This window comes from Roseibium sp. (genome assembly GCF_965233565.1).
In the GTDB taxonomy this organism is placed as follows: domain Bacteria; phylum Pseudomonadota; class Alphaproteobacteria; order Rhizobiales; family Stappiaceae; genus Roseibium.
Map to the genome: position 1 here is coordinate 1,728,498 of NZ_OZ247494.1, position 26,917 is coordinate 1,755,414.

The following is a 26,917-nucleotide window of genomic DNA, read 5'->3' on the forward strand; positions in this document are numbered from 1 at the left end:
CCCCGTGTGTTCCAGAGCTCCGGCCCAGAAGTCGCTTCGACCCCGGTCCGTCACAATATGCTGCTGCACCAGTGGGGTGTAGCCCCCTAAAAATTAATTAAGAGCCGTGATCGGCCAACGCCAGCAAAGCTTCCCTGTCCAGCAAGAAGCGGCTGTCGCGCCATGCCGTCTCAAGCCTTTTCAGAAGATCGCCCAGGGCCGGTCCGGGCGCGTGACCGGTCGCGATCAGGTCTGCTCCCTTCAGCGGAAATTCCGGCCGTTGAACCTGTCTCAATCGCAACAGAAATTCCTCGAATTCACTGTCCGGCGCCGTGCCTTGAGCACTCCGGCCGGCCCAATGTGCGAGCAGGCCATCAACCGCCCCCTGTTGGCCGAATTCATAGATCATGTCCGCCGCGTCGGGCAGTTGGTCCACCCCGCGAAGGCGCTTCAACGCCGCCCAGGCCGTCCGCATTCTATTCCGCTCCGCGTTGGAGAGCCGAAAGCGGTCGCAGATCCGTTCCAGGTCTTCACGCACGAACCCGGCTAGCACCACGAGCCCGAGTTCCGGAGCCAGAACCTCTCCGGCAAAAGACTGCAGACGGCGCAGCGCCTCATAATCTTCAACACGCGCCAGGCCGCCGGTCGCGATCTCCCAAAGCCCGCAGTCATTCATCATTCTGAGGGCCGGGCCGGCAAGCGGAGCCTTGAGCAGCCGGCGCATTTCATGGCCGATCCTCTCGGCCGACAAGTGCCGCAGGCCATCACGCTGTCGCAGGCACGCACCAAGGCCTTCCGCATCCATGTCGCCAGCGCCGTAAGCTGCGTAAATCCGGAAGAAGCGCAAGATGCGAAGATAATCTTCCTGCAGCCGCTTGTCCGGGTCGCCAATGAAGCGGATCCGGCGTGCCAGACAATCCTCCAGCCCGCTGAGCGGGTCATGCAAAGTGCCGTGGCGGTCGACATAAAGTGCGTTCAGGGTGAAGTCGCGCCGTTCCGCATCCCGGGTCCAGTTGCGGCCAAACACGACCTTTGCCTGGCGACCGAAGGTTTCGACATCTTCGCGCAACGTCGTGACTTCATAGGGAAATCCGCCGGCAATCACGGTTACCGTGCCATGGTCGATGCCTGTGCCGATAGGTTTCAGACCGGCGGCCAGAGCACGTGCCGTGACGATTTCCGGCGTCGCGGTCGTGGCAATATCGACATCCGGAACGGGATGATCCAGCAAGGTGTTGCGCACGGCGCCGCCAACAACACGGGCCTGATCGCCTTGCTGCTCGATTGCGGAAAAAACCGCCTGAATGCCGTCCGTCCTCAGCCAATCGGCTTGGCTGAGGCGATGAATTGCGTCCGCTGTCATGACCTTATTCGTACCGCCCTGGAACAAATACGCCATCGCGCATCTGCGAGGGAATGTAATTTGCGCCTTCCGGGCTTCGTGTGAGGGTTGCCATGCTGACCAGACCGGCAATGACCAGAACCAGACCCGTCAGCGTCAGCCAGGCGATTGGCCCCTTTGACCAGCGCTCCGGATGGTTGCTTTTCTTGCTCATCCAGAGCCACAGGGCATAGCCGAAAAAGGGGAGCAGGAACAGAAAGAGATGTGCCAGGAAAACACGAAACATCAGCGATAAACCGTATCGTACAAGGAGCGGATGATTCCCGCGGTGACACCCCAGATATAGCGCTCACCATAGGGCATTGCATAGAAGTAGCGCCGTTTGCCCTGCCACTTCCGGCTGAGTTTCTGATGATTTGCCGGATCCATCAGAAAATTGAGCGGCACTTCGAAAACGTCTTCGACTTCGTCCGGATTGGGCCGGAATGCGGTTTCGGTCTGGATCAGGCCGATGATCGGCACCACCCGGTAACCCGACCCGGTCAGGTAGGGCGCCAGATGGCCGATAGGCTCGACTGCCGCAGGAGAGAGACCGATTTCCTCGTCGGCTTCGCGCAGCGCCGCTTCCACCGGACCGTCATCCGTCGGATCGATCTTTCCACCTGGAAAAGCCACCTGACCGGCGTGAGAGTTCAGATGTCCCGTCCGCTGTGTCAGCACCACATTCGGACCATCCCCGCGTTCCAGCAGGCCGATCAGCACTGCTGCATCGCGTGGCGGGCCGTCCCATTTTGCGTAAGGGCCAAGGTCCGGATTGAGAATATGGTCGCCGGTTTCCCTGACGCCGTCACCGGCTTTTTCCAGCGCAGTCGCCTCGGACAGCCGTATTCTAAGGCCATCAATCCAGGAGCGGGTGTCAAAGCTGTCAGTCATGAGCGGAACAGTCATGCAGCCGGGCCAACCGATCCAGTGTCAATTGTCATTCACATCCTCCGGATTGGCCAGAAGATCCGGACCAACCGCAAAAAAGCGGCCACCGCTCCAGATCCCCATTTCAACGCCGCTATCGGTGTCGCGTTCTTCCATCAGATCCGCCAGCTGATACATCAGCGCCCGCGTGAACAGGGCTTCGAGACGGCCTCTGACATGAACATAGGGTTTCAAACCGCCGCTGTCCGGTTCTTTTTCAAAGCGGATCGGATGATCGGCCCCGACGGTCACGACATCTCCCAGATTGGTCCGCAGGGTCAGCACCTGGTTGGAGGTCGATCCCTCCACAGCCATCTCGACCGCCAGCAGCGGCGCGTCCTCCACGGTGATGCCGATTTTTTCAACCGGCGTGACCAGATAATGTCTGCCATCTTCATCCCGGCGCAGCACGGAGGCGAACAGCTTGACCAGCGGCAACCGCCCGATCGGGGAGCCGAGATAGAACCAGGTGCCGTCCCGTGCAATGCGAATGTCCAGGTCACCGCAAAAGGGCGGGTTCCATTTTTCGACCGGTGGCGGTGCCTTGCCGCTGGCGTCCGCCCGGCTCATCAGGGCCTGAAGCCCCGCCGGCATGGTCTGCATTTCAGGTGCGGTTTTTTCCGCCATGTCCTCGCTCACCCCTAACCGTCGCCTGACCGGACCACCCGGATTTTTACCAAGTCCCGTCCCTTCACGATCATTTGCCTTCCGCCGCCGTCCAGAGGATGCAAGACCTTTTCCCCAAGGCATGGAAAGAATCTTGGACCTTTCCACTGTATGGCGCACAATTGCGCCTTATCTACTGATTTATATGGTGTCAGACTGCAAGAGTCGCAGCAACCACGGTGACAGGCGCAGCGTCCGTTATTTGGGTCTGACAGCCGGTTAGAACAATACGCGAAAGGTGATTCATGAGCGTTGTTTCCCCCTCCAGCCCCAGCGAAGAAGACCTCGCCGCCGTTGCTGAAAGCGCCGAACGCGCCGTTGCCCGCATCTCCGACGCCAAGACCGACATCGCCCAGATCATCTTCGGTCAGGAGACTGTCGTCGAGCAATCGCTCGTGACCATTCTGGCCGGCGGTCACGGATTGCTGGTCGGCGTGCCCGGCCTCGCCAAGACCAAGCTGGTGGAAACCCTCGGCACCGTGCTCGGCCTCGATGCCCGGCGCATTCAGTTCACACCGGACCTGATGCCCTCCGACATTCTCGGCGCGGAAGTGATGGAGCAAAGCAGCGATGGCGGCCGCTCCTTCCGTTTCATTCCGGGACCCGTGTTCTCACAGCTGCTCATGGCCGACGAGATCAACCGGGCCAGCCCGCGCACCCAGTCCGCACTTCTGCAGGCGATGCAGGAGTACCACGTCACGGTAGCCGGACACCCGCATGACCTGCCGCGTCCGTTCCACGTGCTGGCCACACAGAACCCGCTGGAACAGGAAGGCACCTACCCGCTGCCGGAAGCCCAGCTTGACCGGTTCCTCATGCAGATCGACGTGCATTACCCGGATCTGGAAGCCGAGCGCCGCATCCTCCTGGAAACGACCGGTGCCGACCAGGCCGTGGCGCAGGTGGCCATGTCGGCGAGTGAGCTCATGGACTACCAGCAGCTTGTCCGGCGCATGCCCGTTGGCGAATCCGTCGTCGAAGCGATCCTGAATCTTGTGCGCTCTGCAAGACCGGATGAAGGCGGCGCGTCCTCCGACATCACCAAGTTGATTGCCTGGGGTCCCGGCCCACGCGCCAGCCAGGCGCTGATGTTGACCGTTCGCGCCCGGGCGCTGGTCGATGGCCGCCTGGCGCCGTCAGTCGACGATGTTCTGGCACTGGCCGAACCGGTTCTGCAGCACCGCATGGCGCTGACCTTCGCCGCCCGCGCCGACGGCCATACGGTTCGCGACGTCATTCGCCGCGTGAAAGAACAGATCGCCTAAGTCACAGACAGGCAACGTCAGGAGCCCGAGAGCATGGATTCCAGCAGCGCACAGTCCGGTATCGACCCGCAGACCTGGCCGAATGTCATCGGCGAGGCGCGCTCGGTCGCCGATGCGCTGCCGGATCTCCTGGTCGAGGCCAGTCACGTCGCCAGTTCAATCATTGCCGGCTGGCACGGCCGGCGGCGCGCCGGCCCCGGCGAGAGCTTCTGGCAGTTCAGACCGTTCTATATGGGCGAACCGGCCAAGCGCATCCACTGGCGCCGCTCTGCCCGGGACGACCACCTTTATGTGCGCGAAAGAGAATGGGAGGCGGCCCACACGGTCTGGCTCTGGGCCGACCTTTCACCGTCCATGGTGTTCCGGTCCCGGCTTGCGGAGGTCAGCAAGCGGGACCGCGCCATCGTGCTCATGCTGGCCCTGGCCGACATGCTGGCGGAAACCGGCGAACGCATCGGCCTGCCCGGCCTGACCCGGCCGTTCTCGGACCGGCGGGCCGCTGAGCGCCTTGCCGACGCGTTGACCCACCTGTCACGACCGATCGCCTTGCCGGACACAACCGCCGTGCAACGTTTTGCCGACGTGGTGCTGGTGTCGGATTTCCTTGATCCGCTCGAAGACATCGCCGAATGGCTGTCGCGCGTCGCCAGCACCGGCGCCCGCGGTCACCTTGTGCAGGTGCTCGACCCGATTGAAGAGACCTTTCCCTTCGATGGACGTGTGGAGTTCACCGATCCGGAACTTGGTGTGCGCCTGACCGCGGGACGCGCCGAAAACTGGCGCGAGGATTACCAGAACAGGTTGGAAGCCCACCGAGCGGAGCTGCGCGACATGGCCCGCAAGGCAGGTTGGACCTATGTCCTTCATCACACGGACAGACCGGCCTCCGAACCATTGCTGGTCCTGCACAGCGCCCTCTCCGGCGCTCTCGATGTGATGCAGCAGGGAGGTGCCTGACCCGTGTTTGCCGGCCTCCCCCTGACCTTTACTGCGCCGTGGATTCTCACTGCTCTTGCGCTTTTGCCGGTAATCTGGTGGCTGCTGCGTCTGACGCCGCCCCGGCCGCGTGAAATCCAGTTTCCCCCGACCCGTCTGCTGCTCGATATCGACCAGCATGAGGAAACCCCGCAGCGCAGCCCCTGGTGGCTGACGCTTTTGCGGCTTCTGCTGGCCGCCATTCTGATTTTCGCCCTGGCAGGCCCGGTCTGGCGCTCGGCCGAACCGCTTGAAACCGGCGACGGCGTGCTTTGGGTTCTGGTCGACAATGGCTGGACATCCGCCAGAAGCTGGGACACGCAGGTTGGCGCTGCCGAACGCATCCTGACAGCTGCCGAACAGGAGGGCCAACCGCTTCTGTTCGCCGCCACCGCTGAAGGCCCGGGCCAGAATTTTGCGCCGGAAAGCGCGACAACCGCGCTGGACAAACTGCGCGCTCTCGAACCGAGACCCTATCCGCCGCTGCGCGCCGAACTCAGCCTTGGCCTGCGAAAGGCCGCACAGGCCACGCCGCCGTCCGCGATCATCTGGCTGTCCGACGGCACAAACACCAGCGGGTCCTTTGTCGACGACCTTGCCGACATTGTGGGCCAGGTGCCGATCACCGTCTTCACCGGTCTCGACACGCCCATGGGGTTGAAGGACCTGAACAACGACACCGACGCGCTAACCTTGAAAGTCGCACGGCATCCTGATCAGAAACTCGGCGCTGCGACCGTGCGCGCCCTTGATCTGAAAGGATTGGTCCTTGGCGAGGTGCAGGTCAATTTCGACAGCGGTGCGACGGAGACCGAAGCCCGGTTCGAACTGCCGAGCGAATTACGCAACGACATAGCCCGCGTCGAAATTGCCGGTGAGGCCGCCGCCGGGGCCGTGCAGCTGGTGGACGACAGCTGGCGCCGCCGGACCGTCGGCCTGATTTCCGGTCAGTCCGGCGATCTCGATCAGCCGCTGCTGTCACCGGTCTACTATCTCGAACGCGCACTGCTGCCCTTCTCCGACATTCGCCGCCCTCGGGTCAGCGATATTGACGAGGCCGTGCCCTCTCTGATCGACCAGGGCATCTCCGTGCTGGTTCTGGCCGATGTCGGCCGCCTGCCGGACACCACGGAAGCCACCTTGCGCGAATGGGTGGAAAACGGTGGCATGCTTGTGCGCTTCGCCGGCCCGCGCACCGCGGGCGGCAGCGATGCACTGATCCCTGTGCGCCTCAGGGCAGGTGATCGGTCGCTCGGAGGATCGCTCAGCTGGAAACAGCCGCAGCACCTGGCTGATTTTCCGGAAGGCTCGCCCTTTGCCGGGCTGAAGGTGCCAGAAGAAGTGACCGTGACCCGTCAGGTCCTCGCCGAACCGACCTCCGACCTGCCGGAGCGCACCTGGGCCATGCTGGAGGATGGCACACCTTTGGTGACCGCTGCGCCGATCGGAGCCGGATCCGTGGTCCTGTTTCACGTCACGGCCGATTCCGCCTGGTCCAACCTGCCGCTGTCCGGCGTTTTCCTGAACATGCTGCGCCGGATCCTGTCCGTTTCCAATGTGGTTGCCGCCTCGGAGACCGCGGAAGACGGAACACAATCCAACAGCGTCTTGCCGCCCCTCAGATTGCTGGACGGGTTCGGCCGGTTCGGTCCGCCGCCTGTCGAGGTCACACCCGTCAGCGCCGCCGACTTCCAGCGGGCCGCTGCCAGCCGCCGCACACCGCCCGGTCTCTATGGCACCGAAGACGGGTTCCGCGCGCTCAACCTGATGAAAAGAGACGACGAACTGGCCCCGCTCGACCTGTCGGTCTTTGGGGAAAGCCTTGCGGAAGCTCCCTATCCGACAACCGACCCGCTGGACCTCAGGGCCGTCTTCTTCACCCTTGCATTCCTGCTGATGGTGGTCGACGCCATTGCCGTGTTCCTGCTCGCCGGCGGCCTCAGCCGCATCGGCATGCGGAGCCGGCATATCAACGCGGCCTTTGCTGTGCTGTTCGGCTCGGTGCTTCTGGTGAACCTCGGCGCCGATCGGGCCTTCGCACAATCGACGAACAGCGAATTGCAGGCGCTTGAATCGACGCTGGACACCAGGCTCGCCTATGTCCTGACCGGCAATCCGGAAATCGACGATGCCAGTGCGGCCGGCCTGTCGGGCCTCTCCCAGTTTCTGGCCGAGCGCACGGCACTTGAGCCGGGGGCGCCGAGCGCCGTCGACATTGCCCGCGATGAACTTGCCTTCTATTCCCTGCTCTACTGGCCGATCGATCCCGCGATGGACAAACCAGGCGATCAGACCATTGCCCGCATCGACACCTTCATGCGCAATGGTGGCACCATCTTGTTCGACACGCGCGATCACATCAACGCCTCGGCCACCGGCTTCGGCTCGACGCCGGCAACCTTGAAGCTGCGCGAGATCCTGGAGGATCTGGATGTGCCGCCCCTGGAGCCGGTGCCACCCGATCACGTCCTGACCAAGGCTTTCTACCTGCTGGACACTTTCCCCGGGCGCTATGCCACCAGCCCGCTTTGGGTTGAGAGCCTGGAAGAAATCGCCGCGCGCGGCGACAGGCCCGTGCGCGCGGGCGACGGTGTGTCGCCGATCCTGATCACCGGCAATGATTTCGCCGCGGCCTGGGCAATTACCGAAACCGGCGAATTCATGTACCCGACAGTTCCGAACAATCCGATCCAGCGGGATTACGCCTTCCGTTCGGGTGTCAACATCGTCATGTACAGTCTGACCGGCAACTACAAGGCCGATCAGGTCCATATTCCTGCCCTGCTCGAACGGCTCGGCCAATGAGACAGATGGAGCGCTGATGGTCTGGTCCCTCTCCTTCGACCCGCTATTGCCTCTTTGGGCCCTGATCACCGGGGCAATCATCACGCTGCTTCTGACCGGTCTGTCCGGCTATCTGAACCTGCGCGGCTGGCTGCTCAGGGCCTTTACCATGGCACTTCTGGTGTTGGCGCTGTCCAATCCTGCCATTGAGCGCGAGGACCGGGAGCCGCTTTCCAGCGTGGTCGCTGTCGTGGTCGACAAGAGCCAGAGCCAGCGGCTCGACGGGCGCGCGGAAACCACCGACGAAACGGCTGCGGAAATCCAGCGGCGGATCGAGGCCCTGCCCGGGTTCGACCTGCGCGTTCTGGAAGCGCGCAATTCAGGTTCGGGCGATGGCACGCAGGTGTTTCAAACCCTTTCCAACGGTCTGGCCGATGTGCCGCCGGAGCGCGTCGGCGGTGCGATCATCATCACTGATGGCCAGATCCACGATATTCCTGAAACCGCGGGCGCCCTCGGCTTCGACGCCCCGGTGCACGGCCTGATCACCGGCCGTGTGGAAGAGCGCGACCGGCGCATCGTCCTGGACAAGGCCCCGCGCTTCGGCCTGGTCGGCTCCGAACAGACCGTCAGCCTGACCGTTGTCGACCAGGGCCAGGGCACCGGCCCGGGCGACCAGGTCCGCCTGACTGTCAAACGCGACGGCTCCGTCATTACCGAACGCATGGCCACCACGGGTGCCAAGATCGACATTCCGGTCGAGATTGCCCATGGCGGCGACAACATCTTCGAATTCGACGCCGAACCGCTCGAGGGTGAGCTCACCACACTGAACAACCGGGCTGTCGTCACCATTGACGGCATCCGTGAAAACCTGCGCGTATTGCTGGTTTCCGGCTCTCCGCATGCCGGTGAGCGCACCTGGCGCAACCTGCTCAAGTCGGATGCCTCGGTCGACCTGGTCCACTTCACCATTCTGCGCCCGCCTGAAAAACAGGATGGCACCCCGATCAATCAACTGTCCCTGATCGCCTTCCCGACACGCGAGCTGTTCTCGGTCAAGATCGACGAGTTCGATCTGATCATTTTCGACCGGTATGTCCGCCGCGGTGTGTTGCCGATGCTCTATTTCGACAACATCGCCCGCTATGTGCGCGATGGTGGAGCAGTCCTGCTGGCGGGCGGACCAGATTATGCCGAAGGTGGCAGCCTCTACCGGACACCGCTGGCACCGATCCTGCCTGCACGGCCGACCGGAACCATTCTGGAACAGCCCTTCCATGCAACGCTCGCCAATCTCGGCGAACGCCATCCGGTCACACGCGGCCTGCCGGGCTCCGAACAGGACCCGCCCGCCTGGAGCCGCTGGTTCCGCGCCGTCGACACCGAACTCGATGCCGGCCAGACGCTGATGTCGGGTCCGAGCGATACGCCGCTGCTGGTTCTGAACCGGGAAGGCGAAGGCCGCGTGGCGATGCTTCTGTCCGATCATGTCTGGCTATGGGCGCGCGGCTTTGAAGGCGGCGGCCCGCATGTGCCCCTGTTGCGCCGGCTGGCCCACTGGCTGATGCAGGAACCGGATCTGGAGGAAGAAGCACTCAACGTTTCCCTGCGGGGTCCGGAACTGGTCATTGAACGCCAGACCCTCGGCGAAACCATCGACAACGTCACCGTGGTGTCCCCCACAGGCGACAGCACGGACGTCGCGCTGACCGAACAGGAACCGGGCCTCTGGCGCGGCGGTCTTCCCGTCACCGAGACAGGGCTGTTCGCCATCTCGGAGGGCGACATGAATGCGCTAATTCATGTCGGCCCGCAGAACCCGCGGGAATACACAGACGTCCTGTCCTCGACGGAACCTCTGGCACCACTGACCAAGGCCACCGGAGGTGCGTCGGAGCGTCTGCGGGACATTGGCGGCGATCTCAACGTGCCGCGGGTCGTCTCCATGCGCGAATCGGCCAATTATGCCGGCAATGGCTGGATAGGTCTGAAGGCGACCGAAGCCAGCGTCCTCAACGGCATTGACCGTTATCCGCTGATGATCGGCCTGTTCGGCCTTGCGCTCCTGCTCGGTGCCCTGTCACTGACCTGGTATCGCGAAGGGCGCTGACACGCTGACAACACGAAGAAGCGAGTTACCGCATGAGTGGGCCCGTTCCGACAAATGCTGCGCAAGAACAGGAAAAAGGGCGCGTTGCTCTCTGGCTGGACCCTGAAGACATGGCCTGGCTGTCGAGGATCTGCCGGTGTCCGGCAGACGCGTCGGAGAGCGAAAAGGAAAGGTGCGCCCGTGTCCGGTTTCGGGCAAGCGCCGCCTTGCACAAGGCAGGACTAAGAGACTGATCCGCAGCCTGGTCCCAATCGAAGGCCCCTGCCACAATGCCCTGGATGGTTGAGGTGCCCCTGTGCAGGCAAGGGTGTTATTCGCTGATGATCGGCCTCATCGGCCTCACGCTCCTGACCGGTGCACCGTCACTGACCGGTTATCGCGAAGGGCGATAGCATTGGCGTAAGGACTGAATTCGCAGCTTACCCTTCAAGACGCGTGCAAACGCGCTCCTCAGGATGAGGTTGAAAGCAAGCGGCAACGCACCGGCACCACACTCGGCCTCATCCTGAAGAGGCCGTCAGGCCATCTCGAAGGACCGGACACTTGCTCTGCTCACTTCAAACTGGGGTCGAAGCGTCGGTAGGCGCTCCACCATGCACCGCACCGCTTGGCATGTCACCATCATTCAGCAGCGCCACCAGGAGCCGTGCAGGGTCGACCGGGCCGGGCAGCGTGATCCGGCCAGGAGGCACCTGCTGGAAACCGAAAGGGCTGTAATAGGGTGCATCACCGACCAGGAGGACGACCGTGTCGCCCGCTGCGGCCGCGGCTTCCATGGCGGTGCGCATCAGCGCCTTGCCGAGGCCGCGGTTCTTGAACTCCGGTGACACGGTCAACGGCCCGAGCAGGAGAGCGTCATCCTCGCCAACGCGGATCGGTGTCAGCCGGATGGATCCGGCAACACATTCACCGGACAAGCCAACAAAGGACAGGTCGGCCCGGTGAGGCACGTTTTCCCGGACCCTGAAGGCTGTACGCGCAAAACGGCCGGGCCCGAAGGCTTCCGCCTGCAGGGTTTCAATCGCCTCGTTGTCGGCAGTGTCTTCGGACCGGATGACCCACATCGTCTGTTTCATAATTCGAGTTCCAGCAAGCAGCTTTTTTAAAAACGCGCCTGCCGGTTGGCCCGGACGAAAGGATCAGAAGGTTCCGGGATCAGGTCAGCCGCGACGGTGCGAACGAGAAAAATCTCGTCGGCTGGTTCGTCGTCGGAGTGTCAGACCTGCGGTCATGGATCCCAGTCTCGTCATGTGCCGGCGCGATCCGCCGGCAACTTCTCAAGTGACGAAAGCGGTTAGCACGCATTGCCGCGCCGGGTCCAGCGCTTTTTTGGCTGTTTCCAGGTTGGCCTCGATTGTTCACGGATCAGCAACAGTGCATTCAGTTGATTGAAATGGCGCGTTCCCGCACAACCTAACAAACGAACGCAGCACAGCAATTCAGCAAGGGAGTGCATCATGGGACTGCTCGTCGACGGTGTCTGGAAAGACCAGTGGTATGACACGAAATCCACCGGTGGCCGGTTTGTCCGCAAGGATGCCGCATTTCGCAACTGGATCACCGCGGACGGTTCCGCCGGACCGAGTGGCAAGGATGGTTTCAAGGCCGAGGCAGGACGCTATCACCTGTTTGTTTCCTTTGCCTGCCCCTGGGCGCACCGCACGATGATCTTCCGCAAGCTGAAGGGGCTGGACGACAAGATCTCCCTCTCCGCGGTTCAGCCCTTGATGCTGGAAAACGGTTGGGAATTCGCCGAAGCGGAGCCTCTTGTGGGGGCAAAATACGCCTGGCATCTCTATGCCAAGGCCGACCCGCACTATACCGGACGGGCAACCGTGCCGGTCCTCTGGGACAAGAAACAGAACACGATTGTCAGCAATGAATCGTCTGAAATCATTCGGATGTTCAACTCCGCCTTTGACGGTCTGACCGGCTCGACGCTCGACTTCTATCCGCAAGAGCTTCGCGCTGACATCGACGCCATCAACGAGCGCATCTATCACACGGTGAACAACGGTGTTTACAAGTCCGGCTTCGCCACCAGCCAGGAAGCCTATGAAGAGGCGGTCACCGCGCTTTTCGAGACCCTTGACGACCTTGAGGACCGGCTCTCCGGCCAGCGCTACCTTGTCGGCGACCGCCTGACGGAAGCCGACTGGCGCCTGTTCACGACGCTGGTGCGTTTCGACCCGGTCTATGTTGGCCACTTCAAGTGCAATATCCGCCGGATCGAGGACTACCCGAACCTCTCCAATTACCTGCGGGAGCTCTATCAGGTGCCGGGTGTTGCCGAAACGGTCGATATGAAGACCATCAAGGAGCACTATTACGGCTCGCATGAAAGCGTGAACCCGACACGGATCGTTCCCGTCGGCCCGGATCTTGACTTGACGACACCGCATAACCGGGACCGGTTCAAGGCCGCTGCCTGATCGCTGCTGCCAGATCGCCGCTGTCTGACCAGCGCTGTTGCCGCTACCAGCGGCTGGAATCCAACAATGTACCTGCGCGGAACTCCTTGAGCCGCCGCGCAGTTGCCTTTGAAAGCCCCGGAGGTAGTTCCTCCTGCGCAAAGAACCGTGCCTCGACAATCTCCGCGTTCGGCGCCAGGAAGGTCTCTGCCTGCTGCCAGTTCGCCAGGTGAAACAGGCCGACATGATCGCGCCGGGTGCCACCGGTGTGAAGATAGATGTTGAGCAGTTGCGGATCTTCAGTCGCCGTGACCCCGGTTTCCTCAAAAACCTCCCGCCTTGCGGCCTCCGCCAATGTCTCCTCCCGTTCAACCCCGCCGCCCGGCAAATACCAGCCATCGAGATAGCTGTGCCGTACCAGCAGCACACCGCCGGTCTCGTCTTCCACGATGACCCGCACCCCCAGCGTATAGGAGTTGCGCAGCAGGCCGACCTGCTGGATCAGGCGAATGGTCCAGCTCGTGGGAAGAAAGGAAAGCAGTTTCAGCATGTTCGGGTCCGTGTTTCGGGCGGGATAACAGACACAACCAACGGGAAAGGCTTTGTTAACCCATGCAATTGCTGCAATGCAGCTCACTCAGAATAACGCTCCTCCTTCGAGGGAAGGTTGCCTATATATCGGGCAACAAGATGATTTCGAAGGCAGTTCTCCCGACTGCCTGATGTCCGAAGGAAAAGACCGATGTTGAACGCACTGTTTGGAAAACGCCGCCGCAACCGCAACCACTACCAGTGGAAGCCTGCCGTTGACCTCACCAACCCGCGCGTTGTCGCAACCCTGACCACCTTCCCGACCAACTGAGGTCGGATAGGGAACTGAACGGAGACAGAAGATGTTCGGTTTTGTGAATGTTGTGAACGCGACGCTGCGCGAGACCACGCGCTCCGCTGACACCAGCGCTCAAAAAGCTCCGAAGGCCGCCAAGTCGGCCAAACCGGGCAAATAAGCCGGACCACCGGTTTCCGGTTCAGTCCAAGATCAAAGGCGCCGCGTCATTTCTCCTTGACGCGGCGCCTTTCGTTTTGAAGATGCGCCACATGTTCACGCTTGCGCATCTCTCCGACCCTCATCTTGGTCCCCTGCCCGATCCGAAACTGCTGCAGCTCTTTTCCAAGCGCCTGCTCGGTTACCTGAACTGGCAGCGCAACCGCTCAAAGATCATGGGTGCCAATTACCTGGATCAGCTGGTCGAGGACATGAAGGCGCAGGCGCCCGACCACATCGCGGTCACGGGCGATCTGGTCAACATCGCCCTGCCACTTGAAATCACAGGCGCACGCGACTGGCTGGAAGAGGTCGGAGACCCGGACGACGTCTCCGTTGTTCCCGGCAACCACGACGCTTATGTACCCGGCGCCGTGCGCCGCGCCCGGTCGGCCTGGTGGCCCTATATGTGCGGCGACGATGCCGCGGAGGCCCCGGCCGTCGGCACCAGGTCGGAAGCCACCTTTCCCTATGTCCGCAAACGTGGCGACATCGCGCTGATCGGCGTCACCACGGGGCGTGCCAGCGGTCCCTGGTTCGCGACTGGCCGGGTCGGCAGTGAGCAGAGCAAACGCCTCAGGGCCATTCTGGAAGAGCTCGGCAAGGAAGGCTGTTTCCGGGTTGTCATGTTGCATCACCCGCCTTTCCGCAAAGCCACCGGCTGGCACAAGCGCCTATCGGACGCCTCGCGCGTGCGCGCCGTCATCAAGCGTGCCGGCGCGGAACTGATCCTGCACGGGCATACCCATATCGACAGTTTCGAGACAATCGAGGGACCGGACGGCCCCGTTCCGGTGGTCGGCGTGCCCTCCGCCACCAGCGCCCCGGGCGGCAAGAAACCGGCAGCACGCTACAATCTGTTCAAAATCGAAAGGACCAACGAAGGCTGGTCCTGCCGAATGGAGGAACACGGCTTCGATGCGCCGAACGAGCCGGTGAAGCTCTTGGTAGAACGGGACGTCGAGGTTTCCAAACAGGCCACCTGACACAGTTCAGGCAAGATCGGCGTCGTCGCTGAGGAACTGCCTGAAATACGGCAGCAATTCCTGATAAAGCGCTATGGTCGATTGAGAACCACCTGCATGGTTCCCAGACCGCTGCTCAAAAAACAACTCATTGCGAATATCCGCGAGCGTCTCGCGTCGCCTGGCAAATGCCGCATCCGCGCAGGCTCGGAAAGACCCGAACACCTGATAACCTCTAAAGGAACGCGCAAACGCAATGACCGCTTCCCGGTCTTCCGGGTCCGGCAGATCGGAAAGACTCAAACAGGCTTCCGACATGTTCCCTCCGAATGATAGCCGAAAGGCGACCCTCCGCGGCTCAAAGCGGATTGGCGAACCAGGCAAAGGCCACCAGGCCGACCACACCGGCGGCGATGCCGACGCCAAAAGCGCCGGCAACGGCAAGCCAGGGCGTCCGGCTTTCCTTGACGCGCACCACCTGGCTGTCAATCGCCACCTGGCGCAGCCGGTTGTTGAGCCAGTCGCCTTCCAGCGCCTTTTCCCGCTCCAGCACCCGTTCGGCGATATATTCGGTCAGGCAATCGGCCATGTCGTCGATATTGGCGGTCTCCAGAATGACCACCCGGCCGAGACGCGTGTCCTTCAGGAACCGGTAGGTCCGCCGGTCGCCGCCGACCACCACGTGGCTGGTGGCGTCGATCCAGAGCCGGGGCGTCGAACCGGAAATGATCTGCAGTGAAAACTGGTCGTCGTCCTGGGGGATTTCCTTGAAGACGTCTTTCAGTTCGTCCGCGAGCATGTCGAGGCGCGCCCGCTCGGTATCCTGCAGCTCCACCACCACATCCGAACGCTCGACCTCGCCAAGCTGCACCTTGCGGATTGCGTCCCGCAGGGAGCGCATGCGGGTGTGGGGGACAACGTTATCCTGCATTTCAGACATGGGGTGCCTGACTCCGTTTTACTCTTGGTCAATAGAATCTTAACTGACTCTTACCGGGACGGAACAGCCGCACGCCTTTTCCCTGCACGCTATCCACCGGGTATCCGAACATGGTTAACAAAGATTAAGACATTTTTTGACCCGAAGCCAGCAAGCCACCATTGGCCCGCCCCCTGATCATGGGTTATGCAAAGACAAATCGGATATTCCGGGGAGCGTGAACATGAATGTCGACGGCAAGAAGTACCGCACGATCTGGCTCGCCGAGGATGGCAGCGCGGTTGAGATCATCGACCAGACCAAGTTTCCCTATGCCTTTGAGATCGCCCGGCTCTACACGATGGCAGACGCCGCCCACGCGATCCGCGTCATGCAGGTGCGCGGTGCACCGCTGATCGGCGCAACGGCCGCCTATGGCGTCGCCCTTGCCATGCGCGAAGACCCTTCCGATGCCAACCTGCACGCCGCCTGTTCTGCGCTGCTGGAAACCCGGCCAACCGCGGTCAACCTGCATTGGGCACTCGACAAGGCGCGCAAGGCGCTCATTCAGGTCAACCCGGAAGCCCGCGAAGAAGCCGCCTTCCTGCTCGCCAACGCCATCTGCGATGAAGACATTGCCATCAACATGGCGATCGGCATGCATGGCATGGAGCTGATCGCCGCCATCGCCCGGCTGAAACGCGCCGGCGAACCGGTGAACATCCTCACCCACTGCAATGCCGGCTGGCTTGCCACCGTCGACTGGGGCACGGCCACGGCCCCGATCTACATGTCCCATGATGGCGGTATTCCGGTCCATGTCTGGGTCGATGAGACCCGCCCGCGCAACCAGGGCGCTTTCCTGACGGCCTGGGAGCTTGGCCATCACGGCGTGCCGCACACCGTCATCGTCGACAATGCGGGCGGCCATCTGATGCAGCATGGCGAGGTCGATATCGTGATCACCGGCACCGACCGCACCACGGCGACCGGCGATGTCTGCAACAAGATCGGCACCTATCTGAAAGCCCTGGCGGCCCGGGACAACAACGTGCCCTTCTATGTCGCCCTGCCCTCCCCCACTATCGATTTCTCGCTGTCGGACGGCGTGCAGGAAATCCCGATCGAGGAGCGCAGCGGCCTGGAAGTCAGCCAGATGACCGGCCGCACGCAGACCGGCGCCATCGAGACGATCGACATCGTCGCCGACGGCTCCGAGGTCGGCAATCCGGCCTTCGACGTCACGCCTGCCCGGCTTGTCACCGGCCTGATCACCGAACGCGGTGTTCTGGAAGCCAGCCGGAAATCAATTGCAGACGCGTTTCCGGAGCGGGTCAAGATGAGTGCGTGAGTGTGTCGCCGAGCGCTCGATGACAGCTCGCCCACATCGCCCCGACAATCGTCGTCCCATGGCTTGACCATGGGACCCATGCCATATCGTCACCACACGCGAGATTATCCCGACGAAACCTCGTCACGGCATGGATTGCAGGATCAAGTCCTGCAATGACGACAGTCGGCGGCCTGAGTGGCCGCCTAGCCGATCACCGGCACGTGTGGCGCCCGGTCCCTGCCGAGCAGCCCCTTGAGACGCGGGTCGTCGGCCACCTCGATGGCGCGTTTGTAGGGCCTGAAGCCGCAGGACTGATAGAAATGGATCGCCTGCGGGCTGTCGCCGGTACAGGTGTGCAGCCACAGGCGTTTCGTTTCCGGGCGCGCCCAGGCCATCTCCACGGCCTGCCCCATGAGCCAGCGCCCGAGACCACCGCCAATCGCTCCCGGCACAAGGCCGAAATAGGCAACGACAGGTTCGGCCGGATTGGCATAATCCAGTTCCAGCGTCCCGACGGACTTGCCACCCTTCATCGGCTGATAGAGTTCCCGCGCCGGCTCGGCCAGGGTTTTTGCCAGAACGTCCTCGTCCTGTTCCAGGCGGCTGAACCAGATCCAGTCCTCGCCGATCTCCTTGAACAGTTCGCGGTAGCTGGCGACATCCGGCGCGCTCCAGCGCTCCAGCGTCACGTCGCTGCGCGGCGGCGCAAGCGGTTTGGCAGGCGCCTGCAGCATTTCCAGATAGGTGACCACAAAGGCGATCTTGCCATCCGGAACTTCCGTATAGCCATCCAGATTGAGGGCTGCGCCAAACGTCTCTGCCACCGTCGATTCTCCTTCACTAGAGGTCAGGCTCCGGCCCATAGCAGCGCCGGGCCGGACCTCCAAGGGGGTGAATCGCGTATTGCGCGATATTAACGGCCTGTTAACCACGATTTGGCAAGCTTGAAGGCGTGTATCCAGGAAAGATGCAGCCATGCCCAAAGTCGGAAACTACGTCCAGCGCGATTATCACAACAAGTTTCGCTCCCAGCGAAAATCGACCTGGTCCGACTACAACAAGGCCTGGGCCAAGCGCCGCCAGGCATCTGCCCAGAAAATGCAGGAACTGCGCAACCTGGCCAGCACCTTCAACACCATCGGTCTGCAGGCCTCGCAGGCCAATACGATGTTCGTGATGCAGAACCAGGGCCGCGTCGGCGCCTATGCCAACCAGACCGCCGCCATGGCGCGGGTCAACGTTCTGGTCTGAGGCCCATCAGACCCCGGCTTTTTTCCGAAGAAATTCCCCAAACGGTTCTCAGATCGAGCCGATCGTCTTCAGCTTGATGCGCGGGTGGACTTCGGCCTGGCTCATGATGGTGGTGTGGGCCCGGAAGCGTTCGACGATGGAGCGGACGAAGGGCCGGGTCTGGGCCTGTCGCAACACCAGCTTCCTTGCCGGGCGGCATCCGTGAAAGCCCCAATATTAAGCTTAACAAGAGATGAAGCCACCGCGTATTTCGTTTCCGCTTGATCCAGGCAGCACGCCTGCATAGAAGGCGCCACACAACGAACGGGTCAATCACCGAACGCAAATTCTCGCTCGTGATTTCGAGGCTTCGCAAGAGCGGAACCGGCGCCGCATCGCGCTGAGGTTTTGCCGGCAGGCCAGACGAAAAGACCTTGTAAAAAATAACGACGAAAGCTATCAGAAGTTGCGCTTCTGACAACATCCCGCAGCGCCCCATCATCGACAAAAAGTGATGCGATGCAAACGGGCTCGAACGTATAAACCTCAGCTGATGAGTATCATCGATGAAGCAAAATTTTTCACGTTGGCTGACACCAATGGTTTGGCGCGCAGTCGTGATCGCCATACCGACTCTACTAAACACAGGCCCTGTCGCTGCAGATGAGCTGAAATACTGGATTTCTGAGCATTATTCGGAAGCACCCAATGTCAATACTTCAGCCATTGCCGGGCACGTAAGTAACTTCTCACCCACGGTATTTAAACCAGATTTGCCAAGCGTCAGTGATCCAAACACCGCGGATGTCCTTGTTTGCTTCGACAACAGGCCACTTCATGAGGCCGATCTCCCGCCTACGATCGATATTCCGGGGACTTCTGACCGTGGCATAAGTTTTTGCGAGAGCCGAGATGACATTGAGGGATACGGCTATTACCGGCACCCAAAAAGGAAAAGAAACAGTAAAAAAATAATTGATGGCCTCACCATCTCAAAAACAAGTAATGGTAAAATATATTGCGAAGCTATTTTTACAGGCCAATCGCTATTTTTCTTGCTAGGTTTGGACAATTCATTTTTTAACTACAAAAATGCCAACTCCCCAATCGTGCCATATACGATGGGAGATTTTCCATACGGCTCCAAAGAAGCACAACGCGGTCTTTTTCGTCATCTAGACGCCTCAGACCGCGCAACAACTGTGAGCACAGTTGCTGGAAAGGTGATTTTTCAAGAATTGGCCCTTGATCATTCTTGGTCGTGTTTACTACCGGCATTTCAGCTGTATTGGCGCGATGCATTCCATCAATGCCAACTTGGAGCACGATCACTCGATAAAGAATTATTTCGATCACAAATAGAACATGACCTACTGAAAGAAAATTATGAAGAAATATTAAGAATCACCAAATCCTGCAAGCGCAAAAATTAAATAAAAGGTACAATTTATGATAAATTCCGACTTCACAGAAGTATTTTTCACCATTCCGGGCAATCCGCCAAAGATCATTAAATGGGCAATTCAGCCTTACGATGAAGAAACTAAAAGAGGTTTCACCGATCCGGAGCGCGTAAAGTTAGCAACCGCTCTTGAGCGAGTTTTGACATCTGAAACGGGGGAAAGCTTGATAACACCCCCTCCCAATGGTGGAGACACATATTACATTATTAAGGCATTGGGATCTTTTATCGATCGAGATAAGCGATTTATGGGGCTTTCCGAAGCCGCTATTGACGGGACAGAGGCGTCATTCATTAATGAAGATGGGTCTTTACAATATGCCAGCTTGGAGAGGATTTTAGCCCACGAGCTCAGCCATTATGCACTGGGCACACTTGACCCACAGGCTGTCCCGGGGACCGAAGTTGCCCCAGCACCGGATATACCGCCTGAAGAAATAGATACTGCTAGCGAGTATGCCGCTTTTCTAAAAACAGAAAACGTAGACGATGTTTATGGCGGCGCTGTTAACTTTGCAAATAGCGTAATGAAGGATCTAGACGGATCTTCAACGACCGTCAGAACGCACTATTTTGGAAATGTTCTTGGCGTACATGAAGGGCAACAGCTTTCTGAATATATTACAAAGCTAAATCTGACCGATTATATTGGCGAAGACAAAATAGAGCGTACCAAGTTTGGTTTTCTTACGGCCGCCGATCAGGACGTCGAAATTCGCATCGATGACGGAGACACAAAAACAGATCTCCTGATAGGCATCGATGGAAATGACACCCTCATCTCCGGCGGTGGACGCGACTTCCTGTTCGGGGGTGACGGTGAAGACCAACTATTCGCCGGAGAGGGCAATGACGTTCTCGTTGGCGGCGAACACGCCGACAAATTGTCTGGCGGAACCGGCGAAGACGAGCTGTTCGGAGAAGCGGGTGACGATCACCTGGCTGGCGGCGTCAAGGACGACTTTACCTTCGAGGAGTACAAGACCTTCTTCGATGACCTCGATACCGAGATCGTCTTCGACGACGAAGAAAAAGACATTCTCGACGGCGGAGAGGGCAACGACACCTACTATCTTTTCAGCAAACAGGAAGTCGTCGAAGACCAGAGTGACTGGTTTACCCCATTCGAGGCAACGGGCGGTTACTCCTTTTTCGACGCTGTCCTGATCAGCAATGTTGATAGACCCGGCCTTCAGAAATTCGACCTTAGCTTGTACCAGAACGTGGATCGAATTCGCGATGCAGATGGGAAAGGCGAAATTTTCCTAGGCTACTCGGCCTATTCATACGATCGTTTTACCGACACGGTAACGAAGGACTATTTCCTCGAAGAGTTCAGCAATAAAGACTACGAGCGCACAACATCTTGGGGAATCGACGTCTACAAGAGCGATTTTGGAATGCTCTACTATGACGTCACCACGAAAGATCTGTACGGCTTCTCCCTATACACCGTTCAGGAGCATGGGGCCGATATTGATGGCCATTGGGAGGGCTACCATGCCCGGTTTGTTATCGAAGACTTCGACAAGGGAGACTTTGGCATTCACATTCCATTGCCGTCGATGGGCTCTGAGAGTGGCGAAACCGAGGCTCCCGGCCCGGAAAACGGAGAGGAAGACAAAGGCGCATTCTACCATGGCTTGGGTGGCGACGACGTTATCCTGGGCACCCAAGGCAACGATGCACTGAGAGGCGACGGCGGCAATGACGAACTGTCCGGCAGCGAAGGCGATGACGACCTTCTCGGCGGGGACGGCCATGACACGCTCGACGGCGGCGAAGGCAACGACTATCTCGGCGGTGGCGACGGCGACGATGTCGCCCATGGCGGCAATGGCAGCGACACTGTTGAAGCCGGCGCGGGCAACGACATCGTAACCGGCGGTTCTGGCCGGGACTATCTCATTGGCGGCACCGGCAATGACCGCCTGGACGGCGGCGCCGACGAGGACACGCTTGAAGGCGGCGATGGTGTCGACACTCTCTTCGGCGGCGGCGGTGACGACACGATCTCCGGTGGTGCCGAAGGAGACAATATCCACGGTGGCGGCGGCAACGACACCATCGAGGGCGGCACCGGCGACGACGTGCTTGCCGGCGGCGACGGCTCGGACCTTTACATCTACCGCCTCGGCGACGGCAACGACACCATCCTGGAAGGGTATACGGCAACCAGCAACCGCGTGCAGATGCAGGACATCGCCTTGGCCGATGTCACCTTCCACCGCGCCGGCACCAACGGCATGGACCTGGAAGCACGCGTTATCTCCACCGGCGAAAAGCTGCTGGTCGTCGATTTCTTCGACCAGGAAGACGGCCGCGGCCGCATCAGCAGCTTCCGTTTCTTCGATGGCGAAGACCGGACTGCCAATCTTTCCTACAACGACATCTTCGCACTGACGAACGCGGACAATCACGTCCCGATCTGGGCAGACACCGAAGAGACGGTGTCCGTGACCCCTGGTTCGGCCCTGTCGCTCAGCCTCGATCCGGCCTCCTATTCGGATGCCGATGGCGATGCGCTCAGCCTTACGGCGACGCTTGCCGATGGTTCGGATCTACCCGCCTGGCTCAGCTTCGATGCGGCCTCCGGGACCTTTACCGGAACACCGCCGGCCGGCTTCGGCGGCACGCTGCAGCTGCGTGTCGCGGCTAGTGACGGCAAGGTCAGCGCGACCAAATCCATCACGCTTCTCAACAGCGAAGGCAACGCAGCCCCCGTCGTTGCCAACGAGATCGACGCGCAGACAGCTCAGGAAGAGGGCGGCCTCTGGACCTTCCAGCTCCCTGCCTCCGTTTTTGCCGATGAGGACGGCTCCCAGCTGCAGCTCAGCGCGCACCTTGCCGATGGCAATCGTCTGCCCGACTGGCTGAGTTTCAATGCCGAAAGCGGTACCTTCTCCGGCTACCTGCCGGAAGAGTTTCACGGCGCCGTCGGCCTGGAAGTGGTTGCCAGCGACGGCTTCAAGACCGCCAGCGCGTTCTTCACCCTCTTTATCGACGAGGTCAACGACCCGGTCTTTGCCGCCGATGACAGGTTCTATGCCACGGTGGACGCACCACTTGTGCTGACAGCGGATGCACTCAGCGCCAACGACACCGATCTGGACAGCGGCCAGTTCACCATCGTGTCGGTTCAGGATGCGGCCAACTGCACCGTATCGCTCGACGGCAACGGCAATGTGGTGGTCAACGCGACCAGCCAGGATCTCATCGAACATGGCACGTTCACATATACGATCAGCGACGGCACCAACACGTCGACCGCTTCGGTCACCATCGATTTCGTGACCGAAAGCTCCTATCTCGGCGACCTGGAATACGGCACCGACGGCGATGACAATCTTGACCTGCGCTACAACCGGAAAAAATACTTTCTGGATATGGGCGCTGGCGACGACTATGTCCGCGGCAGCACCAACAACGACATCTATTTCTATGACCTTGGCGACGGCAACGACCGGATCCACGAAGGCGGGTCGAGTTCCCATGACCGTGTGTTCCTGTCCGATGCGATTTCCGTTTCGGATGTGACTGTCGTCAAGAAGGAGCGCAACAGCGGCAACGAAAAATCCAGTCTGGTACTGGAATTCTCCGACGGCGGCAGCCTCGAGCTGATGGCGCAGTATAACGACAACGAGTCACTCATCACGGGCATTGAAGAGGTTCATTTTGCCGACGGTACCGTCTGGGGCAAGGAGCAGCTTGCGGATATGGCACTCGCAAGCATGTCCACCGATGCCGATGACGAGATCACAGGCTTTGACGACCGGAACGACACCATCGAAGGTGGCCTTGGCAACGACAAGATCTGGGGCACGGAAGGCAACGACACCTATCTCTACGATCTCGGCGACGGCAACGACATCATCGACGAAGGCGATGTTGGCGAGGGTTTCGCAGACACACTTGTCTTTGGCGCCGGGATCGCGGCGGACACGATTACCTTCTCCAACTATTACGACGACGTTACGCTGACCTTCGCCGATGGTGGATCGGTGACGCTTGACGATCAATTCGAAGCACGCCAGGAGGCGGGCATCGAACTCTTCAAATTCGCCGATGGCACCATCTGGGGCAAGGACGATCTGGCTCGGCTGGTGCGGGAGGCTGCGGCTACGTCCGGCGACGATACCATCCACGGCTTCAGCGATCGCGGCGATGTTCTGGAAGGTGGCGCCGGCAATGACACGATCAGGGGCATGGATGGAGACGACACCTATCTCTATGACCTGGGTGACGGTAACGACACGATCTTCGACACCTATGGCGATGGTGCGGCCGACCGGATCGTGTTCGGCGACGGCATCCTGGCCTCACAGGTCACCGTGTCACGGTCGCAGTCCGACCGGGACGACGTCACGCTTCACTTTGCCGATGGCGGTTCGATCCTGCTCGACGAACAATTCTACGAGACCCGGAGCCGCAAGGACTCCGGCGTCGAACAGTTCGTCTTCAATGATGGCACCGTCTGGACCGAGGCAACGCTGCTCGACATTCTGTCCCAGCCGCAGAACAGGGCACCGCTGGTCTCAAATGCACTGGCAGACCAGACGTCCAACGAAGACACGGCCTGGACCTTCACCGTTCCGGCCGACAGCTTCTCCGACGCCGACGGCGATGCGCTCACCTACAGCGCGACGCTGGCCGACGGCTCGGCCCTGCCCGCCTGGATTGGCTTTGACGCAGATACCCGGACCTTCTCGGGGACACCGTCGCAGGACTTCAACGGCACCCTGTCGCTCAAGGTCATCGCCTCTGACGGCACGGCTTCCGCTTCGGATGTGTTTGACCTCGTGATCGCACCGGAAAATGACGCCCCCGTGGTGGCCAATGACATCACCGGTCAATCGGGTACGGAAGACATGGCCTGGAGCTTCACCGTTCCGGCAGATGCCTTCACTGACGTCGATGGCGACGCGCTTACCTATAGCGCGACGCTTGCCGACGGCTCCGACCTGCCCACGTGGCTGAGCTTCGATGCCGCAACCCGGACCTTCTCCGGAACACCGCCGCAGGGCACTGCCGGCACCCTGTCGCTGAAAGTCATCGCGTCCGACGGGACCCTGTCAGCCGAAGATCTGTTTGACCTTTCCATCGAGGCCGCAGCTCCCTCCACGACCATCAATGTCATCACCGGCACCGATGGCAAGGAGACGCTGGAAGGTACGGATGGCAACGACATCCTGCGCGCCGGCGGCGAAAACGACTGGCTGGAAAACTCCAAGGGCAACGATGTCCTGCTCGGCGGCGACGGTTACGATCAGGCCCGCTTCGAAGGCGCGGCGTCCGATTATGTGTTCCGCTGGAACAAAGATGGCAGCTTTACCGCCACAAGCGCTGAATATGGTGTCGACACGCTTCACAGCATCAATGGCATCTGGTTCAGAGGCGAAGGCAAATGGTACCGCACGGAGGACCTGCTGCCGCAACACAGCTCCTTCAAGACCTTTGCCGGCACGGACAGCTACGAGTTCATCTACGCCTCTCACGGCGACGACATCGTTGTTGCCGGCGCCGGCAACGACACCATCCAGCCGCTAGGTGGCAACGATATTATCTTTGGCGACGGCGACGATCATCTCCATTTGGAAGGCGCTCGCGCCGACTATGAGTTCCAGTGGAACCCGGACGGTTCGGTCTACGCGATCCATGCGACCGACGGCGTCAAGATCCTGAACGGGATCGATGAAGTCACCTTCCGCGGCTCTGGCGAATGGGCCTGGCTGAACAACCTTTATGTCGATCCGGACAGCCGCACCGTTGTCGACGGCACCAGCGGCAACGACACGCTTGCCGGAACGGATTTTGCCGATGTCGTTGAGGCCGGTGACGGTGACGATGTCATCGAAGGCAGCGCCGGAGACGACACGATCTTCGGTGGCGCTGGAAACGACCAGGTCACCTATGGCGGCAGCGCTGCGGATGTCACCGTCACGGAAAACCAGGACGGCACCTACACCATCACCAGCGCAGCCTTTGGCACCGATCTGCTGTCCGGCATCGAAACGCTCTATTTCAGCGGCGAAAATGCCAGCTACCAGCTCAGCGCACTGGTCTCGGTCACCGGGGGCACGTCCAACCTGATTGAAGGCACCGACGGCAAGGAGACGCTGGAAGGCACGGATGGGGATGACATCCTGCGCGCCGGCGGTGAAAACGACTGGATCCGGAACTCCAAGGGCAATGATGTCCTGCTCGGCGGCGACGGTTACGACCAGGCCCGCTTTGCCGGGGCTGCCTCGGACTATGTCTTCCGCTGGAACAAGGACGGCAGCTTCACCGCGACGAGCGCAGAGTATGGCGTCGATACGCTTCACAGCATCAACGGCATCTGGTTTTCGGGTGAAGGCAAATGGTACCGCACGGAGGACCTGTTGCCGCAGCACAGTTCCTTCAGGACCTTTGCCGGAACGGACAGCTACGAGTTCATCTACGCCTCTCATGGTGACGACATCGTTGTGGCCGGCGCCGGCAACGACACCATCCAGCCGCTCGGCGGCAACGACATCCTGTTCGGCGGCGACGGCACCGATCACCTGCATCTGGAAGGCGCGCGCGCCGACTACGAGTTCCAGTGGAACCCGGACGGCACGATCTATGTCATTCATGCCACCGATGGCGTGAAGATCCTGAACGGCATGGAAGACGTCACCTTCCGCGGCACTGGCGAATGGAGCACGCTTGAGGCTCTCTACACCGATCCGGACAGCCGCACCGTCATGGTTGGCACAAGCGGCAACGAGACGCTCACCGGGACGGACCTCGTCGACGTCATCGAAGCCGGTAGCGGTGACGATGTCATTGATGGCGGCGCGGGTGGCGATGTCCTCTTCGGGGAAGCCGGCAGCGACACCTTCGTCTTCCAGGAAGGCGTCACGGGCCACGACACGGTTGGTGACTTTGTCGCCGGAGCGGGCACGGAGGACGTGCTCCAGTTCGCTTCCAGCGTGTTCTCAGATGCCGATGCGGTTCTCGCAGCTGCCGATACGGTCGGTGGCAACACCGTGATCACGGTCGACGGCGACACCAGCATCACCCTGCTGAACGTCACCAAGGCGGACCTTCACCTGGACGACTTCACCTTCGTCTAAAGAAAGACAGCCTGAAGCTTGAAACGGAAAGAGCCGGTCAAACGACCGGCTCTTTTTTTGATACGTCACCCGGAAGCCCGAGGGGCTCTACCCTTAGAGCATTTTCCGACCAGATTGGCGCATTCTGTTTGAGATCTGGCGAGGCGATCTGCGCGGAGGGGTGGGCAGTCCATAGCGGGGCTATGGACAAGTGGCCCGACAAAGCAGACGTCTGCCAGACACAAACCCGAAGGGTCGGGCCAGTGCGGCCCAATGCCCGCGGAAGCTGTCTCGACCGTGCCGCCAGCACGCTCTTCGTCAGCTCCCTTGGTCTTGGACCAAACTGGCTCCGGCAGAATGCACCAATTTGGTCGGAAAATGCT

At 60.5% G+C, this 26,917-nt stretch carries 22 protein-coding genes; 11 read left to right on the forward strand and 11 right to left on the reverse strand.

All coding sequences use genetic code 11. The features are described from left to right. Positions 1-97 precede the first annotated feature (97 nt). From ACO6TG_RS08270 to ACO6TG_RS08285, 4 genes are read right to left on the reverse strand one after another with little or no spacing between them, the layout of a single operon-like run. On the reverse strand, positions 98-1,342 hold the full coding sequence (locus ACO6TG_RS08270; protein ID WP_422377736.1) for a CCA tRNA nucleotidyltransferase: 1,245 nt from the start codon (positions 1,340-1,342) through the stop codon (positions 98-100). A gap of 4 nt (positions 1,343-1,346) precedes the next feature. Continuing rightward, positions 1,347-1,607, reverse strand: a complete 261-nt coding sequence (locus ACO6TG_RS08275) for a DUF6111 family protein (protein ID WP_094071979.1) — start codon at positions 1,605-1,607, stop codon at positions 1,347-1,349. Further along, positions 1,607-2,254 (reverse strand): CoA pyrophosphatase, encoded by a 648-nt coding sequence (locus ACO6TG_RS08280; RefSeq protein WP_422377737.1) that lies wholly within the window; start codon positions 2,252-2,254, stop codon positions 1,607-1,609. The genes ACO6TG_RS08275 and ACO6TG_RS08280 overlap by 1 nt, the downstream gene beginning before the upstream one ends. Positions 2,255-2,293: 39 nt before the next feature. Further along, the gene (locus tag ACO6TG_RS08285) at positions 2,294-2,917 is read right to left on the reverse strand and encodes a DUF1285 domain-containing protein (protein WP_422377738.1); all 624 of its coding nucleotides are present in this window, start codon (positions 2,915-2,917) and stop codon (positions 2,294-2,296) included. Positions 2,918-3,201: 284 nt separating this feature from the next. Between ACO6TG_RS08285 and ACO6TG_RS08290 the strand changes: the two genes are divergently transcribed. The 5 genes from ACO6TG_RS08290 to ACO6TG_RS08310 all read left to right on the forward strand — a co-directional run bounded on the left by ACO6TG_RS08290 (position 3,202) and on the right by ACO6TG_RS08310 (position 10,485). After that, positions 3,202-4,221 (forward strand): AAA family ATPase, encoded by a 1,020-nt coding sequence (locus ACO6TG_RS08290; RefSeq protein ID WP_422377739.1) that lies wholly within the window; start codon positions 3,202-3,204, stop codon positions 4,219-4,221. A gap of 33 nt (positions 4,222-4,254) precedes the next feature. After that, complete coding sequence (locus tag ACO6TG_RS08295) at positions 4,255-5,178, forward strand: DUF58 domain-containing protein (RefSeq protein WP_422377740.1); 924 nt, start codon at positions 4,255-4,257, stop codon at positions 5,176-5,178. Positions 5,179-5,181: 3 nt separating this feature from the next. Beyond that, the gene (locus ACO6TG_RS08300; RefSeq protein WP_422377741.1) at positions 5,182-8,001 is read left to right on the forward strand and encodes a DUF4159 domain-containing protein; all 2,820 of its coding nucleotides are present in this window, start codon (positions 5,182-5,184) and stop codon (positions 7,999-8,001) included. 16 nt (positions 8,002-8,017) lie between these two features. After that, positions 8,018-10,093, forward strand: coding sequence for a hypothetical protein (locus ACO6TG_RS08305; RefSeq protein WP_422377742.1), 2,076 nt, complete (start codon positions 8,018-8,020; stop codon positions 10,091-10,093). Between the two features lie 269 nt (positions 10,094-10,362). Then, entirely contained in the window at positions 10,363-10,485 is a 123-nt protein-coding gene (locus ACO6TG_RS08310; protein ID WP_422377743.1) for a hypothetical protein, read from the forward strand. A 165-nt stretch (positions 10,486-10,650) separates the two neighbouring features. On the opposite strand, the gene ACO6TG_RS08315 is transcribed toward ACO6TG_RS08310, so the two are convergent. Then, entirely contained in the window at positions 10,651-11,169 is a 519-nt protein-coding gene (locus ACO6TG_RS08315; protein ID WP_422377744.1) for a GNAT family N-acetyltransferase, read from the reverse strand. 381 nt (positions 11,170-11,550) lie between these two features. On the opposite strand from ACO6TG_RS08315, the gene ACO6TG_RS08320 reads away from it, so the two are divergent. Then, complete coding sequence (locus ACO6TG_RS08320) at positions 11,551-12,525, forward strand: glutathione S-transferase family protein (RefSeq protein WP_422377745.1); 975 nt, start codon at positions 11,551-11,553, stop codon at positions 12,523-12,525. Between the two features lie 43 nt (positions 12,526-12,568). Here ACO6TG_RS08320 and ACO6TG_RS08325 read toward each other — a convergent pair whose 3' ends face one another. Next, positions 12,569-13,054 carry an NUDIX domain-containing protein gene (locus ACO6TG_RS08325; protein ID WP_422377746.1) on the reverse strand — a complete coding sequence of 162 codons (486 nt, stop codon included), beginning with the start codon at positions 13,052-13,054 and terminating at the stop codon, positions 12,569-12,571. 548 nt (positions 13,055-13,602) lie between these two features. Here ACO6TG_RS08325 and ACO6TG_RS08330 point away from each other — a divergent pair. Further along, the gene (locus tag ACO6TG_RS08330) at positions 13,603-14,535 is read left to right on the forward strand and encodes a metallophosphoesterase family protein (RefSeq protein ID WP_422377747.1); all 933 of its coding nucleotides are present in this window, start codon (positions 13,603-13,605) and stop codon (positions 14,533-14,535) included. Positions 14,536-14,541: 6 nt separating this feature from the next. Here ACO6TG_RS08330 and ACO6TG_RS08335 read toward each other — a convergent pair whose 3' ends face one another. Then, the gene (locus ACO6TG_RS08335) at positions 14,542-14,817 is read right to left on the reverse strand and encodes a hypothetical protein (RefSeq protein ID WP_422377748.1); all 276 of its coding nucleotides are present in this window, start codon (positions 14,815-14,817) and stop codon (positions 14,542-14,544) included. Positions 14,818-14,872: 55 nt separating this feature from the next. Next, entirely contained in the window at positions 14,873-15,454 is a 582-nt protein-coding gene (locus ACO6TG_RS08340) for a hypothetical protein (RefSeq protein ID WP_422377749.1), read from the reverse strand. A gap of 223 nt (positions 15,455-15,677) precedes the next feature. Between ACO6TG_RS08340 and mtnA the strand changes: the two genes are divergently transcribed. After that, positions 15,678-16,784 (forward strand): S-methyl-5-thioribose-1-phosphate isomerase, encoded by a 1,107-nt coding sequence (gene mtnA, locus ACO6TG_RS08345; protein ID WP_422377750.1) that lies wholly within the window; start codon positions 15,678-15,680, stop codon positions 16,782-16,784. Positions 16,785-16,969: 185 nt separating this feature from the next. Here mtnA and ACO6TG_RS08350 read toward each other — a convergent pair whose 3' ends face one another. Further along, on the reverse strand, positions 16,970-17,590 hold the full coding sequence (locus tag ACO6TG_RS08350) for a GNAT family N-acetyltransferase (protein ID WP_422377751.1): 621 nt from the start codon (positions 17,588-17,590) through the stop codon (positions 16,970-16,972). A gap of 151 nt (positions 17,591-17,741) precedes the next feature. On the opposite strand from ACO6TG_RS08350, the gene ACO6TG_RS08355 reads away from it, so the two are divergent. Beyond that, entirely contained in the window at positions 17,742-18,017 is a 276-nt protein-coding gene (locus ACO6TG_RS08355; protein ID WP_094071993.1) for a flagellar biosynthesis protein, read from the forward strand. Positions 18,018-18,065: 48 nt separating this feature from the next. Here the strand turns inward: ACO6TG_RS08355 and ACO6TG_RS08360 are convergent, their stop codons facing one another. Next, entirely contained in the window at positions 18,066-18,191 is a 126-nt protein-coding gene (locus ACO6TG_RS08360; RefSeq protein ID WP_422378975.1) for a hypothetical protein, read from the reverse strand. A 371-nt stretch (positions 18,192-18,562) separates the two neighbouring features. On the opposite strand from ACO6TG_RS08360, the gene ACO6TG_RS08365 reads away from it, so the two are divergent. Next, the gene (locus tag ACO6TG_RS08365; RefSeq protein ID WP_422377752.1) at positions 18,563-19,429 is read left to right on the forward strand and encodes a hypothetical protein; all 867 of its coding nucleotides are present in this window, start codon (positions 18,563-18,565) and stop codon (positions 19,427-19,429) included. Positions 19,430-20,087: 658 nt separating this feature from the next. Here ACO6TG_RS08365 and ACO6TG_RS08370 read toward each other — a convergent pair. Continuing rightward, a complete protein-coding gene (locus ACO6TG_RS08370; protein ID WP_422378976.1) occupies positions 20,088-20,288 on the reverse strand; it encodes a hypothetical protein in 201 nt (66 codons plus the stop codon). On the opposite strand from ACO6TG_RS08370, the gene ACO6TG_RS08375 reads away from it, so the two are divergent. Further along, complete coding sequence (locus tag ACO6TG_RS08375) at positions 20,262-26,555, forward strand: putative Ig domain-containing protein (protein WP_422378857.1); 6,294 nt, start codon at positions 20,262-20,264, stop codon at positions 26,553-26,555. The genes ACO6TG_RS08370 and ACO6TG_RS08375 overlap by 27 nt on opposite strands. The last annotated feature ends 362 nt before the right edge of the window (positions 26,556-26,917 follow it).